This is a genomic window from Bradyrhizobium sp. HKCCYLRH3073 (assembly GCF_051167995.1).
In the GTDB taxonomy this organism is placed as follows: domain Bacteria; phylum Pseudomonadota; class Alphaproteobacteria; order Rhizobiales; family Xanthobacteraceae; genus Bradyrhizobium.
Map to the genome: position 1 here is coordinate 144,930 of NZ_JBNPUD010000008.1, position 16,929 is coordinate 161,858.

General features: G+C 64.3%; 21 protein-coding genes. 14 read left to right on the forward strand and 7 right to left on the reverse strand.

Translation table 11 applies throughout. From position 1 onward, the window contains the following. The first annotated feature begins 96 nt into the window (after positions 1 to 96). From ACQR1X_RS19910 to ACQR1X_RS19965, 12 genes are all read left to right on the forward strand, one after another. Positions 97 to 2,079 carry a M3 family oligoendopeptidase gene (locus ACQR1X_RS19910; RefSeq protein WP_434899436.1) on the forward strand — a complete coding sequence of 661 codons (1,983 nt, stop codon included), beginning with the start codon at positions 97 to 99 and terminating at the stop codon, positions 2,077 to 2,079. Between the two features lie 84 nt (positions 2,080 to 2,163). Continuing rightward, the gene (locus ACQR1X_RS19915; protein ID WP_315802603.1) at positions 2,164 to 2,388 is read left to right on the forward strand and encodes an AbrB/MazE/SpoVT family DNA-binding domain-containing protein; all 225 of its coding nucleotides are present in this window, start codon (positions 2,164 to 2,166) and stop codon (positions 2,386 to 2,388) included. Then, positions 2,385 to 2,780 (forward strand): type II toxin-antitoxin system death-on-curing family toxin, encoded by a 396-nt coding sequence (locus ACQR1X_RS19920; RefSeq protein ID WP_315802604.1) that lies wholly within the window; start codon positions 2,385 to 2,387, stop codon positions 2,778 to 2,780. The genes ACQR1X_RS19915 and ACQR1X_RS19920 overlap by 4 nt, the downstream gene beginning before the upstream one ends. Before the next feature lie 106 nt (positions 2,781 to 2,886). Beyond that, positions 2,887 to 3,039: an aa3-type cytochrome c oxidase subunit IV gene (locus ACQR1X_RS19925; protein WP_315736334.1), complete on the forward strand. Its 153-nt coding sequence runs from the start codon at positions 2,887 to 2,889 to the stop codon at positions 3,037 to 3,039. 131 nt (positions 3,040 to 3,170) lie between these two features. Next, positions 3,171 to 4,298, forward strand: coding sequence for a Re/Si-specific NAD(P)(+) transhydrogenase subunit alpha (locus tag ACQR1X_RS19930; protein WP_315753919.1), 1,128 nt, complete (start codon positions 3,171 to 3,173; stop codon positions 4,296 to 4,298). A gap of 11 nt (positions 4,299 to 4,309) precedes the next feature. Continuing rightward, positions 4,310 to 4,627: a proton-translocating transhydrogenase family protein gene (locus tag ACQR1X_RS19935; protein WP_434899437.1), complete on the forward strand. Its 318-nt coding sequence runs from the start codon at positions 4,310 to 4,312 to the stop codon at positions 4,625 to 4,627. A 45-nt stretch (positions 4,628 to 4,672) separates the two neighbouring features. Beyond that, positions 4,673 to 6,070: an NAD(P)(+) transhydrogenase (Re/Si-specific) subunit beta gene (locus tag ACQR1X_RS19940; protein ID WP_316236982.1), complete on the forward strand. Its 1,398-nt coding sequence runs from the start codon at positions 4,673 to 4,675 to the stop codon at positions 6,068 to 6,070. Positions 6,071 to 6,088: 18 nt separating this feature from the next. Continuing rightward, a complete protein-coding gene (locus tag ACQR1X_RS19945; protein ID WP_434899438.1) occupies positions 6,089 to 6,889 on the forward strand; it encodes an alpha/beta hydrolase in 801 nt (266 codons plus the stop codon). Positions 6,890 to 6,986: 97 nt separating this feature from the next. Further along, complete coding sequence (locus ACQR1X_RS19950; RefSeq protein WP_434888161.1) at positions 6,987 to 8,321, forward strand: sodium:proton antiporter; 1,335 nt, start codon at positions 6,987 to 6,989, stop codon at positions 8,319 to 8,321. A 117-nt stretch (positions 8,322 to 8,438) separates the two neighbouring features. Then, entirely contained in the window at positions 8,439 to 9,536 is a 1,098-nt protein-coding gene (locus ACQR1X_RS19955; RefSeq protein ID WP_316217933.1) for a calcium:proton antiporter, read from the forward strand. A gap of 15 nt (positions 9,537 to 9,551) precedes the next feature. Continuing rightward, a complete protein-coding gene (locus ACQR1X_RS19960; RefSeq protein ID WP_315717559.1) occupies positions 9,552 to 9,836 on the forward strand; it encodes a cupin domain-containing protein in 285 nt (94 codons plus the stop codon). A gap of 226 nt (positions 9,837 to 10,062) precedes the next feature. Further along, positions 10,063 to 10,971 carry a hypothetical protein gene (locus tag ACQR1X_RS19965; protein WP_434899439.1) on the forward strand — a complete coding sequence of 303 codons (909 nt, stop codon included), beginning with the start codon at positions 10,063 to 10,065 and terminating at the stop codon, positions 10,969 to 10,971. 222 nt (positions 10,972 to 11,193) lie between these two features. Here the strand turns inward: ACQR1X_RS19965 and rpsU are convergent, their stop codons facing one another. The 3 genes from rpsU to purE form a co-directional block, all read right to left on the reverse strand. After that, the gene (gene rpsU / locus ACQR1X_RS19970; protein ID WP_011924350.1) at positions 11,194 to 11,496 is read right to left on the reverse strand and encodes a 30S ribosomal protein S21; all 303 of its coding nucleotides are present in this window, start codon (positions 11,494 to 11,496) and stop codon (positions 11,194 to 11,196) included. Positions 11,497 to 11,661: 165 nt separating this feature from the next. Next, a complete protein-coding gene (locus ACQR1X_RS19975; protein WP_315802608.1) occupies positions 11,662 to 12,771 on the reverse strand; it encodes a 5-(carboxyamino)imidazole ribonucleotide synthase in 1,110 nt (369 codons plus the stop codon). Further along, entirely contained in the window at positions 12,768 to 13,256 is a 489-nt protein-coding gene (gene purE / locus ACQR1X_RS19980) for a 5-(carboxyamino)imidazole ribonucleotide mutase (RefSeq protein ID WP_315802609.1), read from the reverse strand. The genes ACQR1X_RS19975 and purE overlap by 4 nt, the downstream gene beginning before the upstream one ends. A 147-nt stretch (positions 13,257 to 13,403) precedes the next feature. On the opposite strand from purE, the gene ACQR1X_RS19985 reads away from it, so the two are divergent. After that, positions 13,404 to 14,105, forward strand: coding sequence for a GGDEF domain-containing protein (locus ACQR1X_RS19985; RefSeq protein ID WP_315802860.1), 702 nt, complete (start codon positions 13,404 to 13,406; stop codon positions 14,103 to 14,105). 48 nt (positions 14,106 to 14,153) lie between these two features. Here ACQR1X_RS19985 and ACQR1X_RS19990 read toward each other — a convergent pair whose 3' ends face one another. The 3 genes from ACQR1X_RS19990 to ACQR1X_RS20000 form a co-directional block, all read right to left on the reverse strand. Beyond that, positions 14,154 to 14,405 (reverse strand): hypothetical protein, encoded by a 252-nt coding sequence (locus tag ACQR1X_RS19990; RefSeq protein WP_315802610.1) that lies wholly within the window; start codon positions 14,403 to 14,405, stop codon positions 14,154 to 14,156. Between the two features lie 102 nt (positions 14,406 to 14,507). After that, complete coding sequence (locus ACQR1X_RS19995; protein ID WP_315802611.1) at positions 14,508 to 14,720, reverse strand: hypothetical protein; 213 nt, start codon at positions 14,718 to 14,720, stop codon at positions 14,508 to 14,510. Positions 14,721 to 14,865: 145 nt separating this feature from the next. After that, entirely contained in the window at positions 14,866 to 15,072 is a 207-nt protein-coding gene (locus tag ACQR1X_RS20000) for a YdcH family protein (RefSeq protein WP_009028242.1), read from the reverse strand. A gap of 290 nt (positions 15,073 to 15,362) precedes the next feature. On the opposite strand from ACQR1X_RS20000, the gene ACQR1X_RS20005 reads away from it, so the two are divergent. Next, positions 15,363 to 15,548, forward strand: a complete 186-nt coding sequence (locus ACQR1X_RS20005) for a YdcH family protein (RefSeq protein ID WP_315802612.1) — start codon at positions 15,363 to 15,365, stop codon at positions 15,546 to 15,548. Between the two features lie 190 nt (positions 15,549 to 15,738). Here ACQR1X_RS20005 and ACQR1X_RS20010 read toward each other — a convergent pair whose 3' ends face one another. Further along, a complete protein-coding gene (locus ACQR1X_RS20010; protein WP_316179769.1) occupies positions 15,739 to 16,842 on the reverse strand; it encodes an NAD(P)/FAD-dependent oxidoreductase in 1,104 nt (367 codons plus the stop codon). Positions 16,843 to 16,929: the final 87 nt, after the last annotated feature.

The window sequence follows — 16,929 nt, forward strand, 5'->3', positions numbered from 1 at the left end:
TCTGTCTCGAATCGGGGCACTCTCGCCGACGCCGATTAACGCAACCTTAAACCTCGCTGATCGGGATAAACGTTCGAACAACAGGTTACCCATCCGATGACCTCGCGCGCCTCTTCTGCCCTTCGCAAGCCGACCAAAGCTGCTCCTCCGCCCAAAACCGCGTCAAAGACTGCCAAGGCCAAACCGGCCAAGACGTCCGTCGTCAAGACGCCGTCGAAGCCGGCGGCCGCCAAGGCCAAGCGTGGCGCGACGGCCAAATCATCTGCAAAGCCGGCGAAGAAGGTGGTCGCGGCCAAGACCGGAATCGGAACGCTGCCCGAATGGAATCTCGGCGATCTCTATATGGGCATCGACGCGCCTGAGATCGCTCACGATCTCGCGAAGATGGATGCCGAATGCGTCGCGTTTGAGACCGACTACAAGGGCAAGCTCGCCGAGCATGTGGCGCGCGAGGATGGCGGCGAATGGCTCGCAGAAGCCGTGCGGCGCTACGAGGCGATTGACGATCTTGCCGGACGGCTCGGCTCGTTCGCGGGTCTCGCGCATGCCGGCGACAGCGTCGATCCGGCGATCTCCAAATTCTACGGCGACATCTCGGAGCGGTTGACGGCCGCGTCGACGCATCTGCTGTTCTTTCCGCTCGAGCTCAACCGCATCGACGACGCCGTGATCTCGCGCGCGATGGAGGCGCCCGCGCTCGGTCACTACCGGCCGTGGATCGAGGACCTGCGCAAGGACAAGCCGTATCAGCTCGAGGATCGCGTCGAGCAGCTATTCCACGAGAAGTCGCAGACCGGCTATTCGGCCTGGAACCGGCTGTTCGACCAGACCATCGCCGGTCTGCGGTTTCAGGTCGGGGCCAAGGAGCTCGCGATCGAGCCGACCTTGAACTTCCTGCAGGACCGTGACGGCGCCAAGCGCAAGGCCGCCGCCGAGGCGCTGGCCAAGACCTTCAAGGCCAATGAGCGAACCTTCGCGCTGATCACCAACACGCTCGCCAAGGACAAGGACATCTCCGACCGCTGGCGCGGTTTCCAGGATGTGGCGGATTCGCGCCATCTGAACAATCGCGTCGAGCGCGAGGTGGTCGATGCGCTCGTGGCCTCGGTGCGCGCGGCCTATCCGAAGCTGTCGCATCGCTACTACCAGCTCAAGGCGCGCTGGTTCAAAAAGAAGAAGCTCGCGCATTGGGACCGCAACGCGCCGCTGCCGTTCGCCGCCAATGCCACCATCGCGTGGCCGGAGGCGAAGAGCATGGTGCTGACGGCCTATCGCGGCTTCTCGCCGGAGATGGCCGACATCGCCCAGCGCTTCTTCGATCACAGCTGGATCGATGCGCCGGTGCGCCCGGGCAAGGCGCCGGGCGCGTTCTCGCATCCGACCACGCCCTCGGCGCATCCCTATGTGCTGATGAACTACCAGGGCAAGCCGCGCGACGTGATGACGCTCGCGCATGAGCTCGGCCATGGCGTGCACCAGGTGCTGGCGGCCAAGAACGGCGCGCTGATGGCGCCGACGCCGCTGACGCTCGCCGAGACCGCGAGCGTGTTCGGCGAGATGCTGACCTTCAAGCGGCTATTGTCGGAGACCAAGGACGCCAAGCAGCGCCAGGCGCTGCTCGCCGGCAAGGTCGAGGATATGATCAACACGGTGGTGCGGCAGATCGCGTTCTATTCGTTCGAGCGCGCGGTTCATACCGAGCGCAAGAATGGCGAGCTGACCGCGGAGCGGCTCGGCCAGATCTGGCTCTCGGTGCAGACCGAGAGCCTCGGCGAGGCGATCGAGATCAAGCCGGGCTACGAGAACTTCTGGATGTATATCCCGCACTTCATCCATTCGCCGTTCTACGTCTACGCCTATGCGTTCGGCGACTGCCTCGTGAACTCGCTCTATGCCGTCTATGAGCACGCCGCCGACGGCTTCGCCGAGCGCTATCTGGCGATGCTGTCCGCCGGCGGAACGAAGCACTATTCGGAGCTGCTCGCCCCATTCGGGCTGGACGCCAAGGACCCCAGGTTCTGGGACGGCGGCCTGTCGGTCATCGCCGGCATGATCGACGAGCTGGAGGCGATGGGGTAGGGCTGTTAAACATTTGTTGAACGGCAGAAAGGGGTGCGTTATACGTCTGTATAACACGCCCCTTTCTCGCTACCGGACCTCACCATGAAGATCGAGATCAAGAAGATCGGCAATTCCGATGGCCTGTTGCTGCCGCGCGAGTTGATGCAGCGGCTCGATCTCAAGCGCGGCCAGCAGTTGCATATCGTGGAACTGCCCGGGGGCGGATTCCAGGCGCTCCCCTACGATCCGGATTTCGAGCGGACGATGGAGATCGCCGACGACATTATGGACGAGTACCGCGACACCCTTGCCGCGCTCGCCAAATGAGCGACCAGCAAGAGCCGCTTTGGATCACCTACGAGCAGGCGATCGCGATTCACGCCCGTCAGTTGCGCCGCTTCGGCGGCGCGCCAGGACTGCGCGAAGAAGGAATGCTGCGGTCGGCGTTGGAGCGTCCGGTCAACAAATGGAGCTATGAGCAGGCGACGCTGCCGGAGCTTGCCGCGGCCTACGCATTCGGGCTCGCCAAGAACCACGCCTTTGTCGACGGCAACAAGCGCATCGCGTTCATGGCGATGATGACGTTTCTGCGCAGAAACGAAATCGCGTTCGCGCCCGACCCTGCGCAGGCAACTGCCATGATCCTCGCCCTCGCCGCCGGCGAGGTCAGCGAGGCCAGCCTGACGCGCTGGATCCGTGACAATTGGCCTGGCCAATAGCCCGATCGGAAAAACCGATAAAATCGCCTTGCATGCCAGCCGTTGCCCTTGCATCGGCTTTGAGGTATGCGACCTTAACAAAGCAATTTTTCTTTGGGGGACCCCGATGGCAAACCATGGCGAGATCGCCTACTCGACGGCTGACGGCAACGACTACGTGGCACATGAGGCCACCTATGAGGGCTTCATCAAGCTGGTGAAGTACGGCACGATCAGCGTCGCTCTCATCGTCATCTTGATGGCTATTTTCCTCGCTTAATGTCGCTATGGGCCCGCCGGCATCTCCGCCGGCGGGCCTTCAGCTGACTGGCCGGGCCGATCCGCCGTCATGCTGAAGCCATGGACGTCCCGCCCTTTTAAGCTCGCGCGCGCATTCGCGCCGGAGGCCTCATGAAGATTGCCGTCGCCAAGGAAATCGACCCGTTGGAGCCGCGGGTCGCCGCCTCTCCCGACACGGTGAAGAAGTTCAAGGCGTTGGGTGCCGAGATCGCGGTCGAGCCCGGCGCCGGCATCAAGTCCGGCCTGCCGGATTCGGAATTCACGGCGGCAGGCGCAACCGTCAGCGCCGACGCGCTGAAGGACGCCGACATCATCATCAAGGTGAAGCGGCCGGAAGCCTCCGAACTCGCCAACTATCGGCGCGGCGCCTTGGTGTTCGCGATCATGGATCCCTACGGCAACGATGCCGCGCTCAAGGCGATGGCCGATGCCGGCATTGCCTCGTTCGCGATGGAACTGATGCCGCGCATCACCCGCGCCCAGGTGATGGACGTGCTGTCGAGCCAGGCGAACCTCGCCGGCTACCGCGCCGTGATCGAGGGCGCCGAGGCGTTCGGTCGCGCCTTCCCGATGATGATGACCGCGGCCGGCACCGTGCCGGCGACCAAGGTCTTCGTGATGGGCGTCGGCGTCGCCGGCCTGCAGGCCATCGCAACCGCGCGCCGGCTCGGCGCCATGGTCTCCGCCACCGACGTGCGCCCCGCCACCAAGGAGCAGGTGGAGAGCCTCGGCGCCAAATTCCTGGCGGTCGAGGACGAGGAGTTCAAGAACGCGCAGACGGCCGGTGGCTATGCCAAGGAGATGTCCAAGGAGTACCAGGCCAAGCAGGCGGCGCTGACGGCGGAACACATCAAGAAGCAGGACGTCATCATCACCACTGCGCTGATTCCCGGCCGTCCGGCGCCGCGCCTCGTCACCATGGAGATGGTGAAGTCGATGCGCCCTGGCTCGGTCCTGGTCGACCTTGCGGTCGAGCGTGGCGGCAATGTCGAGGGCGTCAAGCTCGGCGAGACCGTCGAGATCGACGGCGTCAAGATCATCGGCTACCCCAATCTCGCCGGCCGGGTCGCAGCGTCCGCCTCCGGCCTCTACGCCCGCAACCTATTCTCCTTCATCGAGACGATGATCGACAAGAAGGAAAAGACACTGGCGGTGAACTGGGACGACGAGCTGGTCAAGGCCACGGCTTTGACAAAGGATGGCGCCATCGTCCACCCGAACTTCCAGCCGAAGGCCTAAGGAGCAGAGCCATGGAACATGTCGTCCAAGCCGTCGACCCCTTCGTCTTCCGGCTGTCGATCTTCGTGCTGGCGGTGTTCGTCGGCTACTTCGTGGTGTGGTCGGTGACGCCGGCCCTGCACACGCCGCTGATGTCGGTGACCAATGCGATCTCCTCGGTGATCGTTGTCGGCGCGCTGCTGGCGGTCGGCGTTCCCCTGCTGTCGAGCGGCAGTGGTCTGGCGCGAGCGTTCGGCTTCATCGCGCTGATCTTCGCCTGCGTGAACATCTTCGGCGGCTTCCTCGTCACCCAGCGCATGCTGGCGATGTACAAGAAGAAGTCCAAGTAACAACGCCGCACGACGCGGGATGACAGGCACAACGGGGCATCTGCAATGAACGCCAATCTGTCGGCACTCCTTTATCTCGTGGCAGGTGTGCTGTTCATCCTGTCTCTTCGCGGGCTGTCGAGCCCGGCCTCCAGCCGGCAAGGCAACTTCTTCGGCATGGCCGGCATGGCGATTGCGGTCGCCACCACGCTGGCTGGGCATCCACCGGCGGATGCGATCGCCTGGATCCTCGTGATCCTCGGCGTTGCGATCGGCGGCGGCATCGGTGCGGTGATTGCGCGCCGGGTGCCGATGACGTCGATGCCCGAGCTCGTCGCCGCCTTCCATTCGCTGGTCGGCATGGCCGCGGTGCTGGTCGCCGCCGGCGCGTTCTTCGCGCCGGAAGCGTTCGACATCGGCACGCCCGGCAACATCCATCCGCAGAGCCTGGTCGAGATGTCGCTCGGCGTCGCCATCGGCGCGCTGACCTTCACCGGCTCGGTCATTGCCTTCCTCAAGCTGTCCGCGCGGATGAGCGGCGCGCCGATCATCCTGCCGGCGCGTCACATCATCAACATCGCGCTCGCCGTGGCGCTGGTCTTCTTCGTGATCCGCCTGGTGATGACGGGCGGCGGCTTCGACTTCCTGATGGTGACGCTGCTGGCGCTGGCGCTCGGCGTGCTCATGATCATCCCGATCGGCGGCGCCGACATGCCGGTCGTGATCTCGATGCTGAACTCCTACTCCGGCTGGGCGGCCGCGGGCATCGGCTTCACGCTCGGTAATTCGGCGCTGATCATCACCGGCGCATTGGTCGGCTCGTCCGGTGCGATCCTGTCCTACATCATGTGCCATGCGATGAACCGGTCCTTCATCTCGGTCATCCTCGGCGGCTTCGGCGGTGAGACCGCAGCGGCGGGCGGTGGCACCGGCGAGCAGAAGCCGGCCAAGCTCGGCTCGGCCGACGATGCCGCCTTCATCATGAAGAACGCCTCGAAGGTGATCATCGTGCCCGGCTACGGCATGGCGGTCGCCCAGGCGCAGCACGCGCTGCGCGAGATGGCCGACACGCTGAAGAAGGAAGGCGTCGAGGTGAAATACGCGATTCATCCGGTCGCTGGCCGCATGCCCGGCCACATGAACGTGCTGCTCGCCGAAGCCAACGTTCCCTATGACGAGGTGTTCGAGCTCGAGGACATCAACTCGGAATTCGCCCAGGCCGACGTCGCCTTCGTGATCGGCGCCAACGACGTCACCAATCCGGCGGCCGAGGAGGACAAGTCCTCGCCGATCTACGGCATGCCGGTGCTGCAGGTCTGGAAGGCCGGCACCGTGATGTTCATCAAGCGCTCGCTGGCGTCGGGCTATGCCGGCATCGACAATCCGCTGTTCTACCGCGACAACACGATGATGCTGCTCGGCGACGCCAAGAAGATGACCGAGAACATCGTCAAGGGCATGTAGCCGGCGGCATCGGGAGCCATGACGTTTCTGAAATGGCTCCTGATCGTCGTGGCGGCGGTCTACGGCAGCGTGCTTGCGGCCCTATTCGTCCGCCAGCGTGCAGTGCTGTTCCCCATTCCGCCGGTGGGCCGCACGGCACCGGCTGCAGCCGGGTTTCCTCAGGCTGAGGAGCATGTGCTGACCTCGGTCGATGGCGAGAGGGTCATCGTCTGGCATGTGCCGGCGAAGCCTGGCCACAAGGTCGTTCTGTACTTCCCGGGCAATGGCGATTTTCTCGCGGGCGTGGTGTCGCGCTTCAAGGCGCTCACGGCCGACGGCACCGGTCTCGTTGCGCTGTCCTATCGCGGCTATGCGGGGTCCAGCGGCAGTCCCAGTGAGCACGGGCTGCTGCAAGATGCCGCAGTCGCCTATGCGTTCACGACACAGCGCTACGAGTCGGGACGGATCGTGGCCTGGGGTTTTTCCCTCGGCAGCGGCGTGGCCACCGCGATCGCCGCGGAGCATCCGGTCGCCAAGCTGATCCTCGAAGCGCCCTATACATCCACGGTCGATGTCGCGTCGGAGATGCTGAAGGTGGTTCCGGTCAGTCTGCTGATGCTCGACAGCTTCCATTCCGATCGGCGCATCGCCGATGTGCGTGTGCCGCTCCTGATCATGCATGGCGAAAGGGATCCGGCGATTTCGATCCGCTTCGGGGAACGATTGTTCGCACTTGCGCATGACCCCAAGCGCTTCGTACGGTTTCCCAACGGCGGACATAATGACCTGGATCTTTTCGGTGCGACTGAGACGGCCAAGAGCTTCATCGACGGCTTGTAACGTTCATCGATCGCGGTGGCCGGCTCTCCTCGGGATCGTCCTGCTCTTTGGGAGCCTGCCGGTGCAGGCGCATGCCGCCGGGCTGAACGGCGCGGCGATGACCTGGCCGTTCGCACTGCCATTCGCGGGACTGCTGTTGTCGATCGCGCTCGGGCCGTTGCTGTTTGCCAGGTTCTGGCATCATCACTACGGAAAGATCGCCGCGGCATGGGCCTTGGTGGCGTTGGCGGCGTTGACCTGGAATGCAGGGCTTGGCACGGCGCTCGCTGCCTTCGTCCACGCGCTGCTCGCCGAATATCTCAGCTTCATCGTGCTGCTGTTCGCCCTCTATACGGTCGCCGGCGGCATCCTGGTGACCGGCGACATCAAGGGCACGCCCGCGACCAACACCGCCATCCTGGCGCTCGGCACGATCATCGCGAGCGTCGTCGGCACGACGGGCGCCGCGATGATCCTGGTGCGTCCCCTGATCCGCGCCAATCTGAGCCGGCCGCATAATGTGCACGTGCTGATCTTCTTCATCATTCTGGCCGCCAATGTCGGTGGTGCACTGAGCCCGCTCGGCGATCCGCCACTGTTCGTCGGCTTTCTGCGTGGCGTCGACTTCTTCTGGACGACGCAACACCTCTGGCTGCAGACCGCGATCGTCGCCGGCCTGTTGCTCGTGATCTTTGCCGCGATCGACGCATGGCGCTTCCGTGCCGAGAAGCCTTCGAGCACGGATGGCACGAGCGAGCCGGTTCGTGTTCGCGGGCTCGTCAACGTCGTCCTGATCGCGGCCATCGTCGTCAACACGCTGGTATCGGCGACCTGGAAGCCGGGCATCTCCTTCGACGTCTTCGGCACGCATGTCGAACTTCAGAACCTCGTGCGCGATGCCGTTCTCTTGGCGATCGCCGGACTGTCGCTCTGGCTGACGCCGGACGAGCACCGCGAGGCGAACGGGTTCAACTGGGAGCCGATCCGAGAGGTCGCCAAGCTGTTCGCGGCGATCTTCACCGCGATCGTTCCGGTCATCGCCATGCTGAATGCGGGTCGCAGTGGCTCTTTCGGCTGGCTGTTGGATGCCGTGACGACACCCGCCGGCGCGCCGCGGGAGGTCGCCTATTTCTGGTCCACCGGGCTGATGTCGGCCTTCCTCGACAATGCCCCGACCTATCTCTTGTTCTTCGAATTGGCGGGCGGCGATCCCAAGGTGCTGATGGGCGAGCTCTCGGGAACGCTGGCGGCGATCTCGATGGGCGCAGTCTACATGGGCGCACTGACCTATATCGGAAATGCGCCGAACTTCATGGTCGCAGCGATCGCCAATGAGCGGGGCATCCAGATGCCGAGCTTCTTCGGCTACATGCTGCGGGCAGGTGCCGTCCTCATTCCGCTGTTCGTGCTGCTGACCGTGCTTCCGATTCATCCGCTGCTCAGTCCGCATTGACCTGATCGACGGCACCTTCGGAGACCGTCCTGGTTGAGACCCTGTCACGGCCGGACCGCGTGACGATCGCCTCGCTGTCGCGCATAGTCGGACAGAACGGATCGAAGGACGCGAATCATGAGCGTGAAGGGCGCAACGCCCGCATCATCGGTGATCTTTCCCGGCTTGGCGGTCGCGCTGGTCGCGATCGTCACGGCGACGCATTATGACTTCACGCCTTCGGCCGCTGGCGTGGTCTTCGCCGCGGTGCTGCTGGTGGTCCTGTTCGGCACGGTGTTCGCGGCCGTGCACCATGCCGAGGTGATCGCGCATGAGATCGGCGAGCCGTTCGGCACGCTGCTCCTGACCCTGGCGGTGACGGTGATCGAGGTGGCGCTGATCGCCACCATCATGCTCGGCGACAAGGCTGCGCCGGCGCTGGCCCGCGACACCGTGTTTGCGGTGGTCATGATCGTGTGCAACGGCTTGGCCGGCATCTGCATCTTCATCGGCGGCCTGCGCTATCGCGAGCAGGACGTGCTGGTCTCCGGTGCCAATCTGTATCTCAGCGTACTGTTCACGATGGCAACCATCACGCTGGTGCTGCCGAATTATACCTTGACGTCGCCAGGTCCGGTGTATTCTGCCGTGCAGATCGCCTTCGTCAGCGTCGTGACGATCCTGCTCTACGCGGTGTTCCTGTATACGCAGACCACCCGCCATCGGGATTATTTCGTCGGCAACTCGGTGGGGTTCGCCGATGACGATGTCAGGCTGCCGCGCGCGAAGCTGCTGCTCAGTGTCGGGCTGCTGCTGGTCGCGCTGCTCGCTGTGGTCCTGCTTGCCAAGAAGTTCTCGCTGGTGGTCGACGCCGGCGTTGCCGCAACGGGTGCGCCGCAGGCGGTCGCAGGCGTGCTCGTGGCGCTGTTGATCCTGCTGCCGGAGAGTGTCGCCGCCCTCTCGGCCGCCCGCGCCAACGACCTGCAGAAGAGCATCAATCTCGCGCTTGGCTCCTCGCTCGCCACCATAGGGCTGACCATCCCGGCAGTGGCGGTCGCCGCCCATGTGCTCGACAAGCAGCTCGTCCTCGGGCTGGACCCGCAGGGAATAGTGCTGCTGGTCCTGACCTTCGTCCTGAGCATGCTGACCTTCGGCACCGGACGGACGAACATCCTGTTCGGGCTGGTGCACATGGTGGTGTTCGCGATATTCCTGTTTCTGCTCTTCGTCCCCTGATTCAAGAGATCCAGCATGCTCAGCGCCCAGTCCGACGTCCAGGTCGATACGCCCGAAGTCCGCGTCACGGAGTGGCGGCTATTGCCCGGCAGTGCCACGGGGCGCCATGTTCATGAGATGGATTACGTGATCGTGCCGGTCACCGCGGGTGAGATGACGATCGTGGCGCCGTCCGGCGAGCGCTCGAAGGCGCAGCTCGCGGTCGGTAAATCCTATTTCCGAAAGGCCGGGGTCGAACACGACGTGCTGAACGAGACCGGTTCCGAGATCGTTTTCCTCGAAGTTGAATTGAAGCCGTAACCAATTGTTTACCGGGATGCCGCTGATTGTGGTATCTTGAGCCGGCGATCCGGAAGCTGTGGCAACACCCTCGGATTGCTGCACGGCTCCGGTTCGAAGGGTTTCAGGAAACGACTTTTCGGCGGTCGCGGCTGCACGGAGTGCAGTCCGCGAGCTCCGGAAGGTGTGGGATGGTCCCTTAATTGTGCCTCAAAGTTCCCGCAAATACCGCGCGGGAGTGGTCAGCATGCTGAAATATCTCACAAAGTTCGCCATGGAGATCATCCCGTCGGTGGTTGCCACCATCATCGGGGCCTACATCGTCAATCACTACATCAACACCAAGCCCGACTCGCCGCCATCGACCATGGCGGCGGTGGCCTCGGCTGCTTATGCCAAGCTCACAGGCGGTAAGAGCGAGGCTCCGAAATCCACGGGCAAGGGGACCGACCCTGCCAAGCTGGACGCGAAGGCCGATCCCAAGTCTGACGCCAAGCCGGCGGAAACGTCGAACGAGGTCTCCAGCATTCCCGCTCCCGGCATCAAGGCCAAGGGCGTGTCGGAGAAGTCGCTGGCCGACAAGGCCGCTGAGAAGGCCGTCGAAGTGAAGCCGACCGAAACGGCGAGCCTCCCGGCCGATCCGCAGGCCTCGCGCCATCCTGCATCGTCGAAGGAAAAGCTGATCGTGCGTGGCACTCCGGCCGAGGCCCCAGCGACCCAGCAGGAAGATCGCCGGGATGCTGCCGATCTTGCCCGCGCCGCGATCGAGCGGTTGCGCGCGAGCGAAGGTGCCGGCAAGGCGGCTGCCGAGAAGCCGTCGACCGATGCAGCCCGCGGGGCTGGCGAGGCGCCGCGCGTCGCAACCGTGTCACCTCAGGTGTCGCCGGTTCGTCCGCTGCCGCCTCCGGTGACGGTCTCCGCGCCTCCGGCCGAGCAGGGTTTCATCATGCCGTCGGCCTCGAGCCCGACCTACACGGGATCATTGCAGCCGGACGGGCGCCCGACGCCGCCCGCGGAGATCCCCGTCCAGCAGTTGCGTCCGCTCGACCTGCGTGCCGACAAGTCCGATCCTTCGATCAAGGACCAGATGTCCAACGTGGCGCAGGACATGATGTCGGCGGCGAAATCGGTGTTCCACTCGGTGCTGCCGAAATAATTGATCGGCATTGCTCTCGAACGAGATCGAGCGGCGGGCCTGCTGGTCCGCCGCTTTTTCTTTGGGGCGTGCCGTGCTCTGCATCGTAGCGACGGGCGGGCACACCGCGGCCGGCTCCGGACGCCGGATGGCAGGGAGGCGCGAAATCAAAATGAGGTGCCCAAAACAAAAACGCGAGCCAGAGGCCCGCGCTTCAGACGACGTCAGATCTATCGGGCCAGATCAGCGCGGCGCGCCGGGACGGGCACCTGCGCCCGGACCACGACCAGCACCACGGTCACCGCCGGGGCCAGCGCCAAACACCGGCTTCGGCTTCATCGGCAGCAGGCCTTCACGCTGCAGCTTCTTGCGGGCCAGCTTGCGCGCACGGCGCACGGCTTCGGCCTTCTCGCGGGCTTTCTTCTCGGACGGCTTCTCGTAATGGCCGCGAAGCTTCATCTCGCGGAAAATGCCCTCACGCTGCATCTTCTTCTTGAGCGCCTTGAGGGCTTGATCGACATTGTTATCGCGAACGAGAACCTGCACGCGGCATCCTCTTTCTCAGTCTATCGGTTTGAAATCTGGTGAAGTCAGGGCTGGCAAATGGCCGCGCCCTTAACCTTGAGGGCGCCCGTGTATCAGAGGACACCGTCGCTGTCCACCCGCTGACGGGCTCTTGACCGCAAGTTTAACCCGCCCGAGCGGTTTATTTCAGCCCTGCCTCGGCGGCAGGGGCGAGACCTGGGTCACATGCCCCATCTTGCGACCCGGGCGGGCGGCGCCCTTGCCGTAAAGGTGCACGGTGGCGCCGGGAACCGTGAGCCACTGCTCGTAGGTGTCGATCTCGTCCCCGATCAGGTTCGTCATCGTGACGTGGCCGTGGCGCAGCGGCTTGCCGAGCGGCCAGCCTGCGATCGCGCGGATGTGCTGTTCGAACTGGGAAATCGAGGCACCGTCGAGGGTCCAGTGGCCGGAATTGTGCACCCGGGGGGCAATTTCATTGACCAGGACGCCGGGCGCAGGTCCATCGGATACCACGAACATCTCCACGGCGAGCACCCCGACGTAATCGAGGGCGGTGGCGATCCGGCTGGCAATGTCCCGGGCCTCGTCGGCGAGCGGATCGGGGATGCGGGCTGGCGCCCGCGACACCTTCAGGATGTGATCGCGATGCTCGTTCTCGGTGACGTCGAAGCACTCGACCTGGCCATCGGCCGCGCGGGCCGCTACGACCGAGATCTCGCGCTCGAACGGAACGAACGCCTCGAGGATCGCCGATTTGGTGCCGAGCTCGGCCCAGATCCGATCGAGATCGTCACCCTGGCGGATCTTGATCTGGCCCTTGCCGTCATAGCCGAACCGCCGTGTCTTCAGCACGGCCGGCAGGCCGATCCGAAAGGCTGCTTCGCGCAACGTGGCGAGTGAGGACACGTCGGCATAGTTCGCCGTGCGGATACCGAGCGAGGTGACGAAATCCTTCTCGATCAGCCGATCCTGCGTCGTCTCCAGCGCAGAGCGGCTCGGCAGCACCGGGCGCCTTGCCGCCAGCACCATCGCGGCCGCCGACGGGACGTTCTCGAACTCGTAGGTGACGACGTCGACGTCATTGGCGAACAGCTCGAGCGCCTCGACGTCGGCATATTCGGCGCAGGTGGCGTTCAGCACGACGTCGAAGGCGGGCGAGTCCGGGTCCGGCGAGAACACCTGGCAGCGCAGCCCGAGCCGCGCCGCAGCCAGCGCCAGCATGCGGCCGAGCTGGCCGCCGCCGAGAATACCGATGGTGTCGCCGGGCTTGAGCTTCACCCGATTGGAGCCGGTCACGCCGTGCCCTCCGGACGTTCGGCGATCGCATTGGTCTGCGCCTGCCGCCAAGCCGACAGGCGGCCGGCGAGCGCGGAATCCGAGAGAGCGAGCACGCTGGCCGCCAGCAGCGCTGCGTTAATGGCGCCGGATTTGCCGATGGCGAGCGTTCCGACCGGAATTCCGGCCGGCATCTGGACGATGGAATACAGCGAATCGACCCCCGACAGCGCCTTCGACTCGACGGGGACGCCGAACACGGGCAGTTCCGTGAGCGAGGCCGTCATGCCCGGCAGATGGGCGGCGCCGCCGGCACCGGCGATCACGACCTTGTAGCCCGCCGCCTTGGCACCCTTGGCGAAAGCATACAGCCGGTCCGGGGTGCGGTGCGCCGAGACGATCCGGGCGTCGTAGCTCACGCCCAGGGCTTCGAGCGTCTCGGCGGCATGGCGCATGGTATCCCAGTCCGACTGGCTTCCCATGATGATGGCGATCGGGGCGGTCATGACCTCAATTCTTCTCGGGAATCCATCAGCATGGGCCGGAGTATAGGATCGGTCCTGACAGCGGCAAGCCATGGCATGAAGGTCCGAATGGACTATCCTGTCTTGGTCAAGCCCGGCAAGCCCAAACGGTGGCGCGGCAGGTGTCCGATGAAAAAGAAGCGCATGGCGGCCGCGTGGCGAGCCGGGAAGCGAAGAACCCGGTACCGTCATCGGCCTTCGCGGCGCGCGCGGGCTCCTGAACCCGGTTCCGTACCGGCAGGCGCGCGGCAGACGATCCGACGCCTTAATGCCGAGTTGGCGACAGCACAGGCCCGGATCGCCGAGCTGACGGCCTCCGCTGAGCGCGACTTCCTGCTCGACATCTTCAATCGTCGCGGCTTCGCCCGCGAGCTCCATCGTTCGATCGCCTTCATCAAGCGCTATGACGCGACCGGTGCCCTGGTCGTGCTCGACGTCGATCGGCTGAAACCGATCAATGATACGTTCGGCCATGCCGCTGGTGACGAGGTCCTGAAGGCGGTTGCGCGTGTCCTCAGCGAGCATGTCCGATCCTCCGACGTGATCGGCCGGCTCGGCGGCGACGAGTTCGGCGTGCTGCTCTGGCATCTCAGCGCGGCGGACGCACATGCCAAGGCGGCGGAACTGGAGCAGGCCATCGACAGCCTGACCTTCACCTTCGGCGATCAGACCGTGCGTGCCGGCGCGTCGGCCGGGATTGCTCTGCTCGACAAGCGCGTCAACCCGGTGCGTGCGCTGGAGGAAGCCGACCGCGCGATGTACATGCGCAAGGCCCAACGAAGGTACGAGAGCCCAGCGCACGCAACGGCCCGGTCGGGCGACCAGCGGTGACGCTCCCGGGCCATCCGCGCCGATGACAGAGCTTGTGGTGCACGGCGCTCACAACTCGCCGAGATCGTCGGGCAACTCGCCGAACTTGTGCAGCAGCCGGGCGTCGCTGAATTCCCCCATCAAGGGATCGCCGCTGCGGCTGAAGGCAATGGCGCCGATGTTGTCCGGCAGGCGCGACATCGCTTCGGCACGACGCAGCGCTGCGGACGAACTCTGGCATTCCTCGGCCGCGCCCGCGACCAGCATCCCTGCCTCGTCCCGTCTGAACGGCATGGCGACGTAATAGGTGATATCAGGCATTGCACGCACCTCCCGGCCTTCGTCGAAGCTGCGAGCGAGCGCGGTGGCAATCGTCCGGAGAGTCTCGACGGCCCGAGGACTCAGGTAAGACTCAGGCAGGGCTCAGGCCGCATTGCTCTCCGGACCGTCCGAAGCGGTGTTGGGCACGCAGCCGCAGGAGATCGCGGCCCGCAGCTCCTGCAGCTCCAGCTCAAGATACTCGTTCGCCATGATCAGCGCCTTGATCGTGGAGCGCAGATTGCCGTCGCACATCGCGATGGCCTGGTCACAGGCCTGTTCGTAGAGGCGATCCTGTGGGGAGAAGGAGGCGGGCATCACAACCATCCTTGTTGTCGTCTGGGGAACGAGGGATGTCCTGATTGTTCTCTTTTTGTTCTATTTGTCAAGGCGCCTGGGCATATCCTGCACCGCTGATGCATATTGCCTGTGTGCATACGGTCAGCCGTGCTGACGCTTCGCCTCAGGCGATGATGTCGGGCGTGATCTGGTCTTCGATGAAGGCGATCCGATCGCGTAGCAGAAGCTTCCGCTTCTTCAGTCGTTGCAGCCGCAACAAATCGGGGGCGGGCGATTGATGCAAAGCGTCGATCGCCGCGTCGAGATCGCGGTGCTCCTGCTGCAGGCGCGCGAGTTCGGCCTGCAGTTCGCGCTCGTCTTGGTCAGCCATGATCTATGATAGCAAAAAAGCGGAAGGAAGTGGAAAGCCTTGCGAAGGCGGGCGAAAATATTGCGCCTGCGAAGCTGATAAGCAAGCCGCGCCCCTCAAGATCCGTGCAGCTGTCCCGTGAATTTCAGGTTGGCACCGGCGTTAGATTCGTCCGGATCTGCTCACGCTTCGTTACACACGGCGCTCAAATTTGCATGTGCGGTCTTTTGGCCCCATCGACAGGTCAAGCGACTTGTGTACACTCGTTAGCCCTGGTCGAATCTCAGGTTCACCTACCGAGGAGGTTTCGAATGGCCATTCAGGCGCATCTCGTTGAACTGGAGCGTAAGCATAAAGTTCTTGAAAGCGAATTGCATGAAGCTCTCCTGCATCCATCGACGGACGACCTGCGAATTGCCGAACTGAAGCGACGCAAACTGATGGTGAAGGATGAGATCGAGCGCTTGAGACAGGTAACCAGCGAAACACTTCACTGACATGTGACCATCACCCGCCGTACCATCTGATCGTAAGACCGTGCGCCTGGGATGGTGACTGCCCATCCCAGACGCAACTTCAATCAAATTAGTTGCGATAGACTTAGTTGCGATAGACGATGACGCGAGCGCATCTGCCTGCGTTGTCTCCCGCTATCGCCACACGCCGTTCATCCCGATATCGGGGTCTTCAGCTCAAGGCGAGATCGCGGACGTGAGCCGCAATCGCCAGCGATGACGTCAATCCAGGCGATTCAATTCCGAACAGATTGATGAGTCCGGGCACCCCGTGATCGCGGGGGCCCTGAATGACGAAATCCTGCGACGCCACGGCCGGCGGTACGATCTTCGGCCTGATGCCCGAATAGCTCGGCATCAGCGCCCCATCCGGCAGCGACGGCCAGTACTTGCGGATCGCCGGGTAGAAGCGCTCGGCGCGCGCCGGATCGACCGTATAGTCGATCCGGTCGATCCACTCGACGTCGGGGCCGAATCTGGCTTGGCCTGCCATGTCGAGCGTGAGGTGCACGCCGAGGCCGCCTGGTTCCGGCACCGGGTAGATGAGCCGGCTGAACGGTGCCCGGGCGCTGCAGCTGAAATAGTTGCCCTTGGCGAGATAGGTCATCGGCACCAGCGGCGACGGCATGCCGTCGATCAGCCGCGCCAGCTCGGGCGCGTCGAGGCCGGCGGCGTTCACCAGCAGCCGGCAGCTCAGCGTCATCGGTTGCGCGCCGCCCGCATCGACCTCGATCGATCCCCCCGTCGCCTTGGCCCGCAGCAACGGCGTGTGGAAGGCGAAGGCACCGCCGGCGTCCTCGATCTCGCCGCGCAGCGACAGCATGAAGGCATGGCTGTCGAGGATGCCGGTGGATGGCGACAGCAGCGCGGCCTGGCAGGCCAGGGCCGGCTCCAGCGCCAGGGCTTCGGACCCGGGCAGCAGCCGCATCCCTTCGACACCATTGGCTTCGGCGTGCGCGCGGATGCCCTGCAGCTTCTCGGTCTCGGCTGGATTGGTTGCAACGATCAGTTTCCCGCAATTGCGGTAGGGCACGCCATGCTCGTCGCAATAGCGGTAAAGCATGCGCTTGCCGGCCACGCAGAAGCGGGCCATCAGGCTCCCGGCCTTGTAATAGATGCCGGCGTGGATCACTTCGCTGTTGCGAGACGACGTGACGGTTCCGATGCCCTCGGCCGCCTCGAGAACGATGACCTCGCGTCCGGCCCGCGCCAATTGACGGGCGACGGCAAGTCCGACGACGCCGGCGCCAACGACCACGCAATCCACTTTATCCATGCATAGTCCTGAGACGATTGGGGGAAGTCATGTCTCGCTGCAATCCCTGGTGGGTGGAACTTCAGTCCGGAGTGCGCGTGCCCTTAG

What these genes read in the sequence shown, in the direction of transcription:
- ACQR1X_RS19910 (WP_434899436.1), top strand. Translation starts at nt 97, where the DNA reads ATGACCTCGCGCGCCTCTTCTGCCCTTCGCAAGCCGACCAAAGCTGCT.
- ACQR1X_RS19915 (WP_315802603.1), top strand. Translation starts at nt 2,164, where the DNA reads ATGAAGATCGAGATCAAGAAGATCGGCAATTCCGATGGCCTGTTGCTG.
- ACQR1X_RS19920 (WP_315802604.1), top strand. Translation starts at nt 2,385, where the DNA reads ATGAGCGACCAGCAAGAGCCGCTTTGGATCACCTACGAGCAGGCGATC.
- ACQR1X_RS19925 (WP_315736334.1), top strand. Translation starts at nt 2,887, where the DNA reads ATGGCAAACCATGGCGAGATCGCCTACTCGACGGCTGACGGCAACGAC.
- ACQR1X_RS19930 (WP_315753919.1), top strand. Translation starts at nt 3,171, where the DNA reads ATGAAGATTGCCGTCGCCAAGGAAATCGACCCGTTGGAGCCGCGGGTC.
- ACQR1X_RS19935 (WP_434899437.1), top strand. Translation starts at nt 4,310, where the DNA reads ATGGAACATGTCGTCCAAGCCGTCGACCCCTTCGTCTTCCGGCTGTCG.
- ACQR1X_RS19940 (WP_316236982.1), top strand. Translation starts at nt 4,673, where the DNA reads ATGAACGCCAATCTGTCGGCACTCCTTTATCTCGTGGCAGGTGTGCTG.
- ACQR1X_RS19945 (WP_434899438.1), top strand. Translation starts at nt 6,089, where the DNA reads ATGACGTTTCTGAAATGGCTCCTGATCGTCGTGGCGGCGGTCTACGGC.
- ACQR1X_RS19950 (WP_434888161.1), top strand. Translation starts at nt 6,987, where the DNA reads ATGACCTGGCCGTTCGCACTGCCATTCGCGGGACTGCTGTTGTCGATC.
- ACQR1X_RS19955 (WP_316217933.1), top strand. Translation starts at nt 8,439, where the DNA reads ATGAGCGTGAAGGGCGCAACGCCCGCATCATCGGTGATCTTTCCCGGC.
- ACQR1X_RS19960 (WP_315717559.1), top strand. Translation starts at nt 9,552, where the DNA reads ATGCTCAGCGCCCAGTCCGACGTCCAGGTCGATACGCCCGAAGTCCGC.
- ACQR1X_RS19965 (WP_434899439.1), top strand. Translation starts at nt 10,063, where the DNA reads ATGCTGAAATATCTCACAAAGTTCGCCATGGAGATCATCCCGTCGGTG.
- purE (WP_315802609.1), bottom strand. Translation starts at nt 13,256, where the DNA reads ATGACCGCCCCGATCGCCATCATCATGGGAAGCCAGTCGGACTGGGAT.
- ACQR1X_RS19985 (WP_315802860.1), top strand. Translation starts at nt 13,404, where the DNA reads ATGAAAAAGAAGCGCATGGCGGCCGCGTGGCGAGCCGGGAAGCGAAGA.
- ACQR1X_RS19990 (WP_315802610.1), bottom strand. Translation starts at nt 14,405, where the DNA reads ATGCCTGATATCACCTATTACGTCGCCATGCCGTTCAGACGGGACGAG.
- ACQR1X_RS19995 (WP_315802611.1), bottom strand. Translation starts at nt 14,720, where the DNA reads ATGCCCGCCTCCTTCTCCCCACAGGATCGCCTCTACGAACAGGCCTGT.
- ACQR1X_RS20000 (WP_009028242.1), bottom strand. Translation starts at nt 15,072, where the DNA reads ATGGCTGACCAAGACGAGCGCGAACTGCAGGCCGAACTCGCGCGCCTG.
- ACQR1X_RS20005 (WP_315802612.1), top strand. Translation starts at nt 15,363, where the DNA reads ATGGCCATTCAGGCGCATCTCGTTGAACTGGAGCGTAAGCATAAAGTT.
- ACQR1X_RS20010 (WP_316179769.1), bottom strand. Translation starts at nt 16,842, where the DNA reads ATGGATAAAGTGGATTGCGTGGTCGTTGGCGCCGGCGTCGTCGGACTT.